13 protein-coding genes are annotated in these 14264 nt (G+C 67.1%); 6 read left to right on the top strand and 7 right to left on the bottom strand.

All coding sequences use genetic code 11. The annotated features are described in order from the left end of the window. Positions 1-2: 2 nt before the first annotated feature. Complete coding sequence (locus ACODTA_RS25470) at positions 3-1046, bottom strand: zinc-dependent alcohol dehydrogenase family protein (RefSeq protein ID WP_489069964.1); 1044 nt, start codon at positions 1044-1046, stop codon at positions 3-5. 211 nt (positions 1047-1257) lie between these two features. On the opposite strand from ACODTA_RS25470, the gene ACODTA_RS25465 reads away from it, so the two are divergent. The 5 genes from ACODTA_RS25465 to ACODTA_RS25445 all read left to right on the top strand — a co-directional run bounded on the left by ACODTA_RS25465 (position 1258) and on the right by ACODTA_RS25445 (position 4977). Continuing rightward, positions 1258-1866, top strand: a complete 609-nt coding sequence (locus ACODTA_RS25465) for an outer membrane protein (RefSeq protein WP_489069962.1) — start codon at positions 1258-1260, stop codon at positions 1864-1866. A 77-nt stretch (positions 1867-1943) separates the two neighbouring features. Then, positions 1944-2618, top strand: coding sequence for a response regulator transcription factor (locus ACODTA_RS25460; RefSeq protein WP_489069960.1), 675 nt, complete (start codon positions 1944-1946; stop codon positions 2616-2618). Then, positions 2615-3961, top strand: coding sequence for a sensor histidine kinase (locus ACODTA_RS25455; protein WP_489069958.1), 1347 nt, complete (start codon positions 2615-2617; stop codon positions 3959-3961). The genes ACODTA_RS25460 and ACODTA_RS25455 overlap by 4 nt, the downstream gene beginning before the upstream one ends. A 49-nt stretch (positions 3962-4010) precedes the next feature. Next, positions 4011-4403 carry a hypothetical protein gene (locus tag ACODTA_RS25450; protein WP_489069956.1) on the top strand — a complete coding sequence of 131 codons (393 nt, stop codon included), beginning with the start codon at positions 4011-4013 and terminating at the stop codon, positions 4401-4403. A gap of 169 nt (positions 4404-4572) precedes the next feature. Next, on the top strand, positions 4573-4977 hold the full coding sequence (locus ACODTA_RS25445; RefSeq protein ID WP_489069954.1) for a hypothetical protein: 405 nt from the start codon (positions 4573-4575) through the stop codon (positions 4975-4977). Between the two features lie 21 nt (positions 4978-4998). On the opposite strand, the gene ACODTA_RS25440 is transcribed toward ACODTA_RS25445, so the two are convergent. Then, positions 4999-6279: an ACS family MFS transporter gene (locus ACODTA_RS25440; protein ID WP_489069952.1), complete on the bottom strand. Its 1281-nt coding sequence runs from the start codon at positions 6277-6279 to the stop codon at positions 4999-5001. 213 nt (positions 6280-6492) lie between these two features. Between ACODTA_RS25440 and ACODTA_RS25435 the strand changes: the two genes are divergently transcribed. Next, a complete protein-coding gene (locus tag ACODTA_RS25435) occupies positions 6493-7467 on the top strand; it encodes a transglutaminase-like cysteine peptidase (RefSeq protein WP_489069950.1) in 975 nt (324 codons plus the stop codon). Between the two features lie 3 nt (positions 7468-7470). Here ACODTA_RS25435 and ACODTA_RS25430 read toward each other — a convergent pair whose 3' ends face one another. From ACODTA_RS25430 to ACODTA_RS25410, 5 genes are all read right to left on the bottom strand, one after another. Next, positions 7471-8769 (bottom strand): HlyD family type I secretion periplasmic adaptor subunit, encoded by a 1299-nt coding sequence (locus ACODTA_RS25430; RefSeq protein WP_489069948.1) that lies wholly within the window; start codon positions 8767-8769, stop codon positions 7471-7473. Continuing rightward, on the bottom strand, positions 8766-9752 hold the full coding sequence (locus ACODTA_RS25425; RefSeq protein ID WP_489069946.1) for a cell wall hydrolase: 987 nt from the start codon (positions 9750-9752) through the stop codon (positions 8766-8768). Before ACODTA_RS25425 ends, ACODTA_RS25430 begins: the two co-directional genes overlap by 4 nt. 53 nt (positions 9753-9805) lie before the next feature. Continuing rightward, positions 9806-11956 (bottom strand): type I secretion system permease/ATPase, encoded by a 2151-nt coding sequence (locus ACODTA_RS25420; RefSeq protein WP_489069944.1) that lies wholly within the window; start codon positions 11954-11956, stop codon positions 9806-9808. Positions 11957-12097: 141 nt separating this feature from the next. Then, positions 12098-13498, bottom strand: coding sequence for a TolC family protein (locus ACODTA_RS25415; RefSeq protein WP_489069942.1), 1401 nt, complete (start codon positions 13496-13498; stop codon positions 12098-12100). Positions 13499-13512: 14 nt separating this feature from the next. Next, a complete protein-coding gene (locus ACODTA_RS25410) occupies positions 13513-14235 on the bottom strand; it encodes an OmpA family protein (protein ID WP_489069941.1) in 723 nt (240 codons plus the stop codon). Positions 14236-14264 lie beyond the last annotated feature (29 nt).

Genomic DNA, 14264 nt, shown 5'->3' with positions numbered 1-14264 from the left:
GTTCAGCCGAGCGTCGTGATGACGTTCAGGCCGACGGCTTCCGACGTGTCCATCGCGGTCAGCGCGGCAATGCCTTCGTCGAGCGTGATGCGCCTGCCGATCAGCGCGCCGGGCGCGATCCTGCCGGTTTCGAGCATCGCCAGCATCGCATCGTAGCGCCATGCCTGCATCCCGTGGCTGCCATAGATCTCCAGCTCGTGGCCGATCACCTGCGCCATCGGGATGCTGGGCGTCGAATGCTCGCCCACCATCAGGCCGATCTGGACGTGGCGGCCGCGCCGGCGCAGATTCTGGATCGAGTTGAAGCAGGTCGTCGGATGCCCCAGCGCGTCGATCGACACATGCGCGCCGCCGCCCGTGATCTCCCGCACCGCCTCGACCACCGACGGCACATCGGCGGCGTTGATCGTCGCGACCGCGCCGCATTCGCGGGCAAAGGCCAGCTTGTCGTCCGCCAGGTCGATCGCGATCGGATACGCGCCCAGCGCCGCGGCGATCATGATCGCCGACAGGCCGACGCCGCCGCAGCCATGGACGGCGATCCATTCGCCCGGTTTCAGTCGGGCCTGATCGACGACCGCGCGGAAGGAGGTGGCGAAGCGGCAGCCAAGGCTGGCGGCGGTGGCGTCGTCGACAGCATCTGGAAGCGCAACAAGATTGGTGTCCGCGAAATCGAGCGCGACATATTGGGCGAAGGAGCCCCAATGGGTGAAGCCCGGCTGGAACTGGCTGGGGCAGATCTGCTGGTTGCCCGAATGGCAGGTGCCGCAACGGCCGCAGCCGCCGACGAACGGCACCGTCACCCGGTCTCCGACAGCGAAACGCCGCACGCCCCGTCCGACGGCGACGATGCGGCCGGCCAGCTCATGGCCCGGCACGTGCGGCAACCGGATATCGGGATCATGCCCCATCCAGCCATGCCAGTCGCTACGGCAGATGCCCGTCGCGCCGACCTCGACCACCACGCCGTCTTCACCCGGCGCCGGATCGGGCAGGCTTTCGATCGTCGGCGCCCGCCCGAACGCATCGTAGAACATCGCCTTCATCTGGGTGCCCTTATTTCCGGTTCTTCGTCAGCCCTTTCGATCGGATCGGTCGATCGAAAGTCGCGATCGCGAACGCTCATAAGCCTCTGTCGCGAATAGGTCGATGCCGATCCGGGTCGCGCAATGCCGCGGCAACGCATCGGGTGGAAGAGGCGCGCGGCCGCCGCCTCGGGTGCGTGCGGCCAATCAAGGTCCAGTGAAGGAATGAGAGATGAAGAGTCGAATTCTTGTTGCGGCAGTATGCGTGATGGTGCCGGCCGGCGCCTTCGCGCAATCCGCGGATGAAGGCAGCTTCAGCGGCATGAAGGTCGGGGTATCGGCGGACTATCGTTCGCATGAGGCGGAGTATCCGCTGACCCGGATCGGCACCACGATCGACAGGGATCGGGCGGGCTTCGGCTATCGCGCCCATGCCGGCTTCGACATGGAACTCGGCCACATGCTGGTCATCGGCGCCGAGGCGGGGCTTGGCCGGGGCGGCAAGCGGCTGCGTGCCAAGAGCGCCACGGGTGAATATTCGCTCACGCCCGGCTGGAGCTGGGACGTATCGGGCCGCGCCGGCATCCTGCCGGCCAACAATATCCTGGTCTATGGCCGCGCGGGATATAGCTGGCTGCGGGTGCGCGAAAAGACCGATTTCGTGGCGACCGCGACAAAGGATATCCGCACCGGTGCCACCGAGAGCGGTTTCCTGTATGGCGGCGGTATCGAGACCGCGATCGCGCCGGGCTTCTTCGTCCGCGCCGAATATAACCGCGTCAATTACCGCGACGGACTGAGGGCGTCGCGGACCCAGCTTGGAATGGCGATCAGCCTCTAGGCGTGGCACGCCGGGCGGCGGCACGGCGGCGTGCCGTCCCCCGTTGCGGCCCAATCAACGGAAACGGAGCGGGATCGGTGCGGATATTGCTGGTCGAGGATGAGATGGAAATGGCGGCGGCGCTCCGTTCGGTGCTGGAGCGTGAGGGCTTCGTCGTCGATCATGTCCACAGCTTCGCCGACGCGCGCGAGGCCGCGATCGATGGCGACCATGATCTTGTCCTGCTCGACCGGACCCTGCCCGATGGCGAGGGCTTGTCGCTGCTTCCCGAATTGCGGCGTGGCAATCCCGGTGTGCCGGTGATCGTGCTCACCGCGCATGGCGGCATCGCCGATCGGGTTTCCGGCCTCGATCACGGCGCGGACGACTATCTCGCCAAGCCCTTTGCGACGGAGGAATTGCTCGCGCGGATCAGGGCGGTGCGCCGCCGCCCCGCGACCCTGGCGACGGAACAGGTGCAGCTTGGCGACCTCATCTACGACATGACGCATGACGAGGCGCATGTGCGCGATATCCGCCTCGATCTGCCGCGCCGCGAATTGCGCGTGCTCGCGGCGCTGATGCGCCGGCGCGGGCGCACGGTTTTGCGCCCTGCGCTCGAACAGGCGGTCTATGGCTTTGACGACGAGATCCAGTCGAACACGCTGGACTCGCACATTTCCAGGCTGCGCAAGAAACTGTCCGAATCCGGGGCCGGGGTGGAGATCCACGCGATCCGGGGCGTGGGCTATCTCCTTCGCCGTGCGCCATGAGGCGTCGTAAGCCGCGATCGCTCAAGCGCCGCCTGATCGTCCAGCTTCTGCTGTTCCACATCGTCGTGCTGTTCATGTTCGGCCTGGCCTTTGTCGCGTTCCTGATCCGCGCGGATACCGGCGGCGCCCTGGTCGATCCCCAGATCACCGACATCGCGGCGCGCGCGATCGCGCGGCGGCCCGATGGCCGGCTGGAACTGCGGGAAACCGACGAGATGAGGGCGCTGCGCGCCGCCGTGCCCGATTTCTGGTTCGTCGCGCGCAGCAGCCGCGGTGAGATCGTGCAGGAGGGTATCGTGCCCGAGCCTTATCGGGCGATCGGCCGGCAGCTCGATCGCCTGAGCTTCGCCGACATCCGCGATGTGGGTGAGCCGTCCGAACTTTCGGCGGTCATCCGGAAGGCGGACGGGCCGGCGGGAACCTTCACCGTGCTGGGGGAAGGGCGCCTGTTCAGCCTGACATTCGTCGTGCTGTTCCTCTCCAACCTGCTGATGATCCCGATCCTGGCGTTGCTCGCGGTCATCACCGTGATCGCGATCCCGTGGATCGTGAGCAGGGCCTTTGCCGGCATGGCGACCGTCGCCCGCGAAGCCGAGTTGATCGATACGGATCGGCGCGGATACCGGCTCGCCGAGGAGAACATCCCGGCGGAGGTGATTCCACTGGTGCGGGCGATCAACGGCGCGCTGCATCGGCTTGACGAGGGATATGACCGGCACCAGCGCTTCGTCGTCGATGCCGCGCACGAACTGCGCACGCCCATCGCGATCCTCCAGGCCAAGATCGAGGGGCTGGAGGATGCCCGGATCGTGAACCGCCTGGGTCGCGACGTTGGCCGGCTCGGTATGCTGGCGGAGCAGCTCGTCGATCTCCAGCGGATCGACAAGGGCATGTCGCTTTCGCGCGGCGTGGATCTGGGCCTGATCGCGCAGACCGTCGCGGCCGATCTCGCGCCGATCCTGATCGCCAATGGTTGCGAGGTCGAGGTGATTGATCTGGGCAATGCGCCCGTCTGGGGCGATGCGGGCGCGATCGAGCGCATCCTGTGCAATCTCGTCCGCAACGCGATCGAACATGGCGGCAACCATGTCGTCATCCGCGTCCAGGACAGCGCCGTCGAGGTGGAGGATAATGGGCCCGGCATTCCCGATCATGAGCGCGAGCGGATCTTCGAGCCCTTTTACCGGCTGCGCGCACGCTCGACCGGGGCGGGGCTGGGCCTCAATCTGGTGCGGCAGGTGATGAACCGGCATCATGGGCGGATCGAGGTGTCGGACGCGCCCGATGGTGGTGCGACGATGCGGCTCGAATTTCTCGCCGCGACGCGATCGCTGCCAGCCTGACGCAATGCTGATGGCGTTGGCTGCCGCATCGATCCGATCGCGAGGTTTCATGAAACGCCACAGCCCGTTCCCCGTTTCCGCCCGGGCCGCCATGTTGCTGGCGACATTGGCGCTCACGGGCTGCGCGACCGACATCATGCGTGGCTATATCGGCCGCCCGCCGGAAGCGGTGATGGCCAGATATGGCCCGCCCGTCGATGTGCGCGATCTGCCCGGCGGACGCCGCGCCTATCAATGGCTGGAGGAAAGCACCGTCACCTCGTTCGGCGCCGCGACGACGACCGTCGAGGAGAAGGGGAAGCGAAGGCCCCGGCAGGAGGTCGCGACCGAATTCGCGCCGTCCACCACGGAGACGCAGCGCTGTTTCTATACCTTCTATGCGCATCGCGCGTCCGAGGGATGGCTGATCGACGATTTCGAGAAACCCCTGCTCGGCTGCTGAACGCGCTTTCCGGGCGGTTCGGCGGTCGGCGCCAACTCCCGGCAATGTCCGTCATGTCCTGTCCGGGGCGCGGTCTCCCTTCTGGCCGCCAGTTCGGAGTAGAGACATGGTCGCTCATTTGAGAAGATGTGCGCTGGCGTTCGGCGCGTTTGCCTGGCTTGCCGGTGCCATGCCGCCCGTTCCCGTCGCGCATGCGCAGGACGCACAGGATCGGCGCTGGAGCCATCGTCCGCCGCCACGCCCCATGGGGCCGTCCATCGATCGCTGCGACGGCTTGCACGGTCGCGACCGTGTGCGCTGCGAATCCCGCCGTGATCGCGACCGGCGTGCCTGGCATCGGCGCGAACGGGAGAGGGAGCGCGATCGCCGCGACGACGCCAGGACCGAAGGTGTCGTCGCGGGGGGCGTCGGCGCCGCGATCGTGGGCGGGGTGATCGCGGCGGTCGCGAAGGACAGCAAGAAGAAAAAGGAACTCCGCGAGCGCCGCCGCTACTGCATCGATCGCTACGGCAATTATGACGAGCGAACCGACAGCTATCGCGCTCGTGACGGGCGCTTCTATCCCTGCGAATGAGAGCGGCGCGGAGGTGCCGGATCAGTCGATGATCCGGCGCCCCGTGCCCCACGCCAGCCAGATCACCGCGCCCAGCACATTGACGCCGGCCGCGAGCAGGAAGGTCGCCGTATAGCCGCCGGTCAGGTCGAGCAGCAGCCCGGTGGCGGCGACGCCGATGATGCCGGGCAGGGTGCCGGCGGTGTTGGTGATGCCCCACAGCACGTCGGCATGGCGTGGCGCGATGTCGAGATGGTTGACCGCGAAGCCGGCGAAGGCGAGTGCGCCGACGCCCAGCGCACCGCACATGCAGACCAGCGCCATCGTTGGCGTGGTCGCCTGCAATGCGAGCAGGAAGAATGCCGCGCTGCCGAGCAGCCCGCCGCACTGCATGATGCGCCGCACGCGCGTGACGTCCGCGCCGCGCGCGATCATCTTGTCGGCGACGACGGCGGCGGCATTGCCGACCACGAACTGGCTGATCCAGGGGCCGATCGCGAACAGGCCGGAGCCCGCCACGGACATATGCTGGACGTCGCGGAAGTAGCTCGGCAGCCAGGCGAGCATCAGGTAGAGCGTCCAGTTGTTGCAGAAATGATTGATGATCAGCGCCCAGACGGCCTTGTGCGACAGCAGCACGCGCCATGGGATGGGCTGGCGCACCGTGCCCGTTTCCGCCTCGATCGGCGCGAGCAGCGCGCGTTCCTCGGCGCTGATCGTCGGGTGCACGGCCGGCCGCGCATGGATCAGCCGGAACCAGAAGACCGCGAAGACCAGCCCGAGCCCGCCAAAGGCATAGAAGACGCTTTGCCAGCCATGATGTTCGATCAGCCAGCCGGTGACGAGCAGCGCGAAGATGGTACCCATGGGAATGCCGGTGAGGTTGATCGCGGCGGCGCGCGATTTTTCCGGCCCCGGCATCCAGCGCGCGAGCAGATTGTAGATCGCGGGGAAGCTCGCCGCCTCGCCCGCGCCCATTAGGATGCGCGTGGCGATCAGCGCCGCGAGCGAGATCGAGCCCGCGATCGGGGTCAGGAAGGTGAAGGCCGACCAGGCGATCAGCGCGCCGCCCAGCAGCAGCCGTCCGCCGATCCGGTTGGCGAGCCAGCCGGTGGGGACCATCGCCGCCATATAGCCGATGAAGAAGGAGGAGAGCACCAGCCCCTTGGTGGTGCCCGACCAGCCATATTCCTCGGCCATCGGAATGATCGCCACCGAGATGTTGACCCGGTCGATATAGCAGATGAAGGTCGCGATCGCGCACATCAGCACAACGATGTGCCGTTTTTGCAGCCCCGATCCCGAGGCTTGCCCCGCCGCCATGCTTGTCCTCCCACTGATTTATTCTGTTCTTGCAGATAGATCGGATGTACGGGCGATACGCAAGCGCCGATGGCGCCTCGGCCAGGTCGTGCGTGTGCGAACGCTTGGTTAACCAAGCGCATTAAACATATATTTGATGCTCCCCGTCATGCAGGCAGCATGGCAGGTGGATCGTCCCTCAAGCGCGCTGTTGTTGCCCGGTTGGCCGGCGCGATGATGGTAGTCGCGCTGGTTTCGGGCGCCCCCGCGCATGCCGGAACGACGATCCTGCCGATCGCCTATAGCAGCCTGTGCGCGGCCGCCGCCGTGGCCGAAAGCCGACTGGCCATGGCTCGTCCGGTCACGATCGAACCCAGCAAGGCGCAGGCCATATTGGGCGGCGCGCCCAGCAAGCTCGAACTGATCCGGGCGCGGCATGACGGGCTCGCGTCGCAGGTGCCTGATATCGGTACGATCGGCGCCGGCGCCGGCTTTCGCGGTTTCTGCGGCGATCCCAGGCCGGCGCTGATCGCGCCGATTGAACCGGTGCAGGCCGTGCAGGCGGTGCCACCGCTCAAGCCGGCCGCGATGATCCTGCCGATCGCACCGGTCGCGGGTGATCGGCCGGACATTTTCGGCTCGGTCGCGCTGCGGATTTCGGCCACGCCGCTCGGCGCGCGTTGGGCCGCCGCCCGCGCCGCGTCGCTCGGCGCGCGCCATGGGCCATGGGCGACGACGCTGCGCGCGATGCGCGGGCGCGACCGCACCGATCAGGTCGCCGCGATCAATAGCTGGGTGAATGCGCGCATCCGTTTCGCCGAGGACCGGGCGAGCGGCGGACAGGCCGATCGTTGGGCCTCCGCCGCGGAATCGCTGCGCAGCCGCAGGGGCGATTGCGAGGATTATGCGATCGCCAAGATGCAGATGCTGCGCGCGCTGGGCGTCGCGGACGAGGATCTCTATTTCGTCGTCGCGCGCGATCTGGTGCGGCGGGCGGATCATGCCCTGCTGGTGGTCAGGCTGGACGGTCGGCTGGTGACGCTCGACAATCAGACCGATCGCCTGCTCGATGCCAGTCAGTCCAACGATTACCGGCCGATCTTCACCTATGCTGGCACCCAGGCCTGGATGCATGGCTATCGCGCCGATCCGGTGACGGCGCCGATGCGGACCGCATCGCTCGATATGGCGGGCTATGGTCCGGACTGAATGTCAGCGCTCGCGTAGCGCCTCCGAACGCGCCTTCAGGACCGGCTTGAGCAGATAGGACAGCACGCTCTTGCGCCCGGTGATGATCTCGACATCGCAGATCATGCCCGGCGTGATCGGAAGCTGCCGGCCAGCGGAGACCAGATAGGCGCGGTCGGTCTGCACCACCACGGTGAAATAGGCTTCCTTCGCCACCTCGTCATAGATGCTGTCGGCCGACACCTGCACCACCTTGCCGACCAGCCCGCCATAGATCGAGAAATCATAGGCGGTCACTTTCACATTGGCGCGATCGTCCACCTTGATGAAGGCGATGTCGCTCGGCTTCACGCGCGCCTCGATCAGCAGCTTGTCGCCCATCGGCACGACCTGCATGATCTTCTGACCGGCATTGACGAAGCCACCGACGGTAGTGACCTGGACGTCGTTGACCACGCCGTTGACGGGCGAGCGGATCTCGGCGCGTTGCAGGCGTCCGGCGGCTCCCCGAAGCGATTCCGCGTTCACCGCGATCTTGGCGGAAAGCTGGCTGCGTTCGTTGAGCGCCTCCTGCCGGAATTGCAGCGACGCCTCCGATGCCTGGGCCTGCGCTTCGCCCACGCCCGCGCTGGCGCGCGAAATCGTCTGCTGCGCCGCCGCCAGCCGGCCCTGGAGATCGACCAGCTCTCGCCGCGCGGTCAGCAATTCAGTCTGCGGGACGATCGATTTCTCGGCCAGCGGCGCCAGCATCTCCACCTGGCGCTGCGCCAGCGCGATGCTGCCGCGCAGGCTCGAGGCAGTCGCCTGCGCCTCGGCAAATTCGCGCCGGCGCTGCTCGACGGCGGCGCCGAGCGCCGCCATGCGGCTGCCCAATGCCTGGCGGCGCACGGCCTGGAGCGCGGCTTCCTCGCGGCATTCGGGTGCGACAGAACCATCGGGCTTGGGCGCGCAATCGCTGCCGCCGCCAATGCCGCCTTCCTGACCCAGCCGCGAGGCGCGCGCCGCGAGCGAGCGATTCTCCGCCGCGATCTGGCCGAGCGCCGACGCGGAATCGGTATCGTCGAGCCGGACGAGCAACTGGCCCTTGCGGACGCGCTGGCCCGATCGCACCAGGATCGCATCGATCGTCGCGGGTTCGGCCGCCTGCACGACCTGGACCTTGCTGGAGGGGATGACCCGCCCCTGTCCACGCGTCACTTCGTCGACTTGGGCGAGACTCGCCCAGAGCAGGAAGACGCCCAGGCCGACGGCACTGGTGAAGATCACCAGCTTCGCTCCGGACAAGGCCTGCACCCAGGCCGTGAACTGCCGGATCCGGGTCATTGGCTGGCCAGCCGCTGCTTGTCGGCGGCTGGATCCGCGCTGGCGAGCGCGGCCGTGCGCGGAGCGGGCGCTGCCTGTCCGCTCGTCGCCGTCGCGAATGCGGAGCGCGTCTCGTCGGGTGCGGGAATACTCAGCGACCAGCCCTTGGTCACGTCGAGCCGGCCGCCGACATCATTCTCGGCGCGCCGCTCCGGCGGCATCTTGGCGAGGATGGCCGCGACCTCGGCCGGAACGTCCGGCTGCGCGGCCGGGAGCTCAAGCGCCGGCAAGGCCTCCAGCCCCGCATAACGCCCGGAAAATGCGGCGGGCATGCCCCAGCTTCCCGGCCAGCGATAGAAGATGTGCGCGCCGACCTGAACCAGCTTGGTCAGGCGCGGGGCCCAATAGGGCGAAACCCAGTCGGTGTGATAATGGGTGGCGGTGCCGACCGCGCGTTCCACAGCACCCGCCAGCGCGGCCTTCGCGATCGCCTGCGCCTCGCGCCAGGCACCGGTGGCCGGCGTGCGCGCCAGCGAACCGTCGCAGGTGAAGCTGAACTGGCAGACGCGCCGATCCGCGCCCTCATAGACGACACCGCAGACCGTCTTGGGAAAAGCGGGGTGACGCAGGCGGTTGAGCACGACCTGCGCGACGGCGCGGCGCCCTTCCAGCGGCTCGAACCCGGCCTCGTAATAGATCGCCTGAGCCATGCAGAGCTGTGCACGCTCCTTATCGGACGCGGCCGCACGGAGCATCGAGAAGCTCGACGCGGGCAGGATCGGCGCCTTGGAGAAAGGCAAGGCGGCGTTGATGCGCACCGCGTCCTCGCCGACCAGCGTCGGTGCGGCGACGCCCTCCCGCGTTGCCGCGATCAGCGCCTGATGCTCCCGGCTGGCCAATTGGGCGGCGATGCGCTCGGGCGTTTCCGGGTCGTGCGCCGCGCTGAAATGCCAGGCCGATTGCGAGAGCATGGCTGCCGCCGCGACGATGATGACCAACGTCATGGCCATATGAACCCTGCGCACGCGTGTTGCCGGATGTGCGGTCTGCACCAGTCTCATTGTTTTTCTCCCGCGGCGGCGAGGGTTCCGAGCACGGTGTCGCGCGGGCCGTCCGCGACGATCCGGCCCTGATCGATCACGATCAGCCGGTCGACGATGGCGAGCATCGCGTTACGATGCGTCGACACCACCAGCGTCTGGTCCGGCGTCAGCGCCTTTGCCAGATGCTCGATGAAGAGCCGTTCTGTCTGGGTGTCCATCGCGCCGGTCGGTTCATCGAGGAAGAGCAGGCGGCAGGGCTCGACCAGCGCGCGCGCCAGCACCAAGAAGCTGCGCTGCCCGCCGGACAGCCGGCTGCCGCGCTCGCCGACATGAAGATCGAAACCCGCCGCGTCGCGCGCGAGGAAGGTGCCCGCGCCCGATTCCCGCAACGCTTCGACAAGCGCGTCGTCGTTGGTGAGGGTGGAGCCGAGCGCGAGGTTGTCGCGGATCGTGCCGCTGAACAGCTCCGCGTCCTGCCCGACATAGCGGAATGCGGAGCGGATCTCGTGCGGATGATGCTGCCGGCTGTCGAGCCCGTCGATCAGATAGTGGCCGCCGCTGGGGCGATACAGGCCACACAGCAACCGGCCGAAGGTCGATTTGCCCGACGCCACCCGCCCGATCACGCCGATGCGCTCGCCGGGGCGGATCGCGATCGAAAGGTCGTTCAACGACGGTGTGCTGCTGTTCGGATAGGAAAATTCGAGGTGTTCGAGCGCGATCACGCCCTCGCGGATCTGTGGCACCACCGATCGGCTGCCCTGATCGCGTTCGTCGTCGAAACCCATCATCGTTTGCAGGCTGTCGAGCGTCACCATCGCCTGGCGCGCGCGCGTCATCAGATAGGCGAGCTGGCCGACGGGGGAGAGCGAACGGCCCGCGAGCATCACGATTGCGATGATCGCGCCCATCGAGATCGATCCCGCGTTGAACATGTAGAAGCCGCCGATCACCAGGCTGATGCTGGTCGCCTGCTGGCAGAGCGAGGCGAGATTGACGCCCATCGCGGTCAGGCGGCGCAGCCGTTCCTGGGTGGCGGCGCTCATATCGGCATAGCGTTTCCAGCGGCCGAGCATGCGACCCTCGGCGCGGCACGCCTTGAGCGTCTCCATGCCGCCGATGGATTCGATCAGCACCGAATGCTGCAGGCTCGAATCCGCCTGCGCCTCGACCGCCGCGGTCGCCATCGCCTTTTGCAGCGTGAGTCCGGCAAAGGCCATCACGGCGATGGCGACGACCGGAACCAGGGCGAGCCAGCCCGCGAGCACCGCCATCAACGCGACGAACAGGAACAGGAAGACGACGTCGATCGCGAGCACGACGGTGGTCGAGGCGAAGAATTCGCGAACCATCTCATATTCGGAGACGCGCCGCGCGAACGCCCCGGTGCTGCCCTGCTTGGCGGCCAGCGGGATATTCATCACCTTTTCGAACAGTTTTTGCGACAATCTGGAATCGAGGTCCCGGCCGGTTTCGTCGATCAGCCGCGCGCGCGCGAGCCGCAACGAGAATTCGAGCAGGAAGGCGATGAGCACGCCGAGCGCGAGCACCCACAGGCTTGCCGCCGCGCGATTGGGGATGACGCGGTCATAGACGTTCATCGTGAACAGCGGGAGCGCGAAGCCGAGCAGGTTGATGAGCACTGCCGCCAGCGCGACGAAGCCGAAGGACCGGCGGACCTTCCAGACCTCGCTCCAGAACCAGTGCGTGCGCTTCAGCCGGTCCCATGGTCGTTCATCGGCACGCTCGCGCGTGGGATCGGCGGCCACCGAAATCGCGTCGCCATCGTAGAAGCGCTGGAGTTCCGCGCTGTCGATCCAGAAGGAGGCGTCGCGGCCCGGAAGCTGGATCTCGAATTGCCCGTCATTGACGCCGAGCAGCACCGCCGCGTGACCATCGACCAGCCGGACGATGGCGGGCAGATCCGCCGCGCGCCATCGCGCCGGTCCGCCACGCAACCGCTCCCCGCTGAGCCCGAACCGGTCGAGGGCGGGCTCGATCTGATGAAAGGGGAACCGGCCCGACTCGTCGAGCGCCAGCCCCGCCTTCACGGCGACGGGCGACGCCGACCGGTCGAACCACCGCGCGACATGCTCGATGCACGCCAGGACATCGTCCTGCCCATCGGGCCGGACGGCCTCTTCATACCAACCTGACAAACTCACCTCGACACTCCCACCACTGTGTCTCGACGAACCCCTGGAACAGGCTGCGCGAAATCCGAATCGCGCAGCCTGTTCCAGCTATTTGTGATCGCATCGTTTTAACGGAAAACCGGTTCCCACTTTTCCGCACGATGCTCTAAGTCAGTCGGGATACCGCCTTTCCATGAGCTCCGCCGGCGCGGTCGCCTTCACGTTGAAGCGCTCACGGGCATAGGTCTTGGCCGCGCTCGGCGCCGCCACCTCCATCGCCGTCAGCAACTGATTGGTCGCGGCCAGCACCTGATAGAGCCCGAACATCTGCGAGAAGCGCGCGGTCTCGGCGCGAACCTGGACATTGTAGCGCGTGTTCTGCGAATCCAGCACGTCGAGCAGCGAACGGCGCCCGACATTGAACTGCTCGCGATAGGAGAGCAGCAGGTCGTCGGCGACCCGGCTCTGCTGCTGCAGGTCCGCGAAGAGCTGTTCCTGGCTCGTCCAGCGGTTCCAGGCGCGACGGACATCTTCTTCCGCCTCGCGCGAGAGCTGATGCATGCGGAAACGGGCCTCGCTCGCGCGGCGCACCATCTCCTGCTTCTTCGCGCGGTTGATGCCGCCGTCGAACAGGTTCCAGCGCAGCACGACGCGGCCCTGAAGGTCGTTGGTGCTGCCACGGAAACCGTCGATATCCTCGCCAATGCGTCCACGCCCTTCGAGCGAGACGGTCGGCCCCAGATCCGCACCCGCCTTGTCGACCATCGCATAGGCGGCGTCGATATCGGCCATCGCCTCGCGCACGCGCGGGTTGCGCTCGCGCGCCTGCTCCACCGCCTCGGCCAGCGTCGGCGGCACCTTCGGGCGCGGTGACGCGGGCATGGAGGCCTGGGTGAGCGTAAGCCCGGTCAGCGTGCGGAACGATATGGCGGCGTTCGCCAGATCCTCCTGCGCCTCGGTGCGGCGAACCTTCGCGGCCTGGAAGCGTTCCTCCGCCTGCTGCTGATCGGCGATGCTGATCGATCCCTTGGCGACGCCTTCGCGCAGATCGCCGACAAGCTTCTGATGGAAGGTCACATTGTCGTCGGACGCGGCGACGATGCGTTCCTGCAGAAGATAGTCGAGATATTGCCGGGCGACGTTGAGCGCGACGAATTCCGAGCGCTCCTCCACCCGCAGCGCGGCGCCGTCGGTGCGCGCGGCCTGGCGCTTCAGCTCGGCGCTGCGGCCGCCGGAATCGAACACGACCTGTTCGGCCAGCGCATTGGCTTCCAGCGGGTAGAGCGTCTGATCCGCGATGTTGAGCGCGCGGCGGGTCGCGTTTTCGAGGCGACGGATCCCGGCTGAGCCCTCCACGCTGATGCGCGGCAGGAACAACCCCTGCGCCTGTTTGCGCTCGAACTCGATCGCTTCCTTGTTCTGCGCGGCCTGGTTGACCTCCGGATTATTCTCCAGTGCGGCCTGGATCGCCGATTTCAGGTCGATCTCCTGTGCCGGCGCCACGCCCGCCACGCTCAGCATGAACGCGCCGGGAAAAGCGAGAAGCCATTTCCTCTTGCTGCTTGCAGTCATGACACCACCCCCCTCTATTGACCCGATCCGACCGTGACGATCTCGACACGGCGGTTCATCGGTTCGCGGACGCCGTCGAGCGTCTCGACCTTCAGTTGGGATTCGCCGCGGCCGGTGATCGCCAGCTCGCCGCGCGGCACGCCGGCGGCTTCGAGCAAAGCCGCGACGTTGTTCGCGCGGCGGTTCGACAGGCCGAGATTATAGCCGTCGGTGCCGGAGCGGTCGGTATGGCCGATCACTTCGATCCGACGCCAGCCGCACATCGCGCGGCTCTGCACCACCTGTTCGAGCGTGGAGCGCGCATCGGCCGGCGGCACGTCGACGTCCCAGTCGAAGAAGACCGAAACCACGGGCGGCACCGAACAGGCTGGCTCGGGCGGCTGCGGCGGCGGCAATGACGGGGCGGGCGGCGGCGGCACTTGGCTGAGGCGCGCGGTGAAGGCATCGCATTTGTTGATGCTGTCCGCATCCACCGTGCGCGTCTTGAGATAGCCGATCGCGATTCCGCACTGAACCTTGGCCTCGGACGCCCAGATGTAACGGACATCCTCCGATCGCTTGACGTCGAGCGCGAGCGTCGCCGCGAGCGCGCTCTGGTAACGCGTCTCCAGTTCGCCGCGCAGTTGCGATTGCGGCAAGTCGAGCAGCGGCGAGCGCGGGCTCGCCTGCGCGTGCGCGCTTGTCGTCGCCATCATCATCGCGGTGCCCAACGCGGCCGCTCCGAGAGCTGATTTCATCATCATCCCGTCCCCCATCGCTTCTTGTT

The sequence above is a fragment of the Sphingomonas sp. FG14 genome, from assembly GCF_057809675.1.
This window is presented reverse-complemented; position numbering and strand designations above follow the sequence as displayed.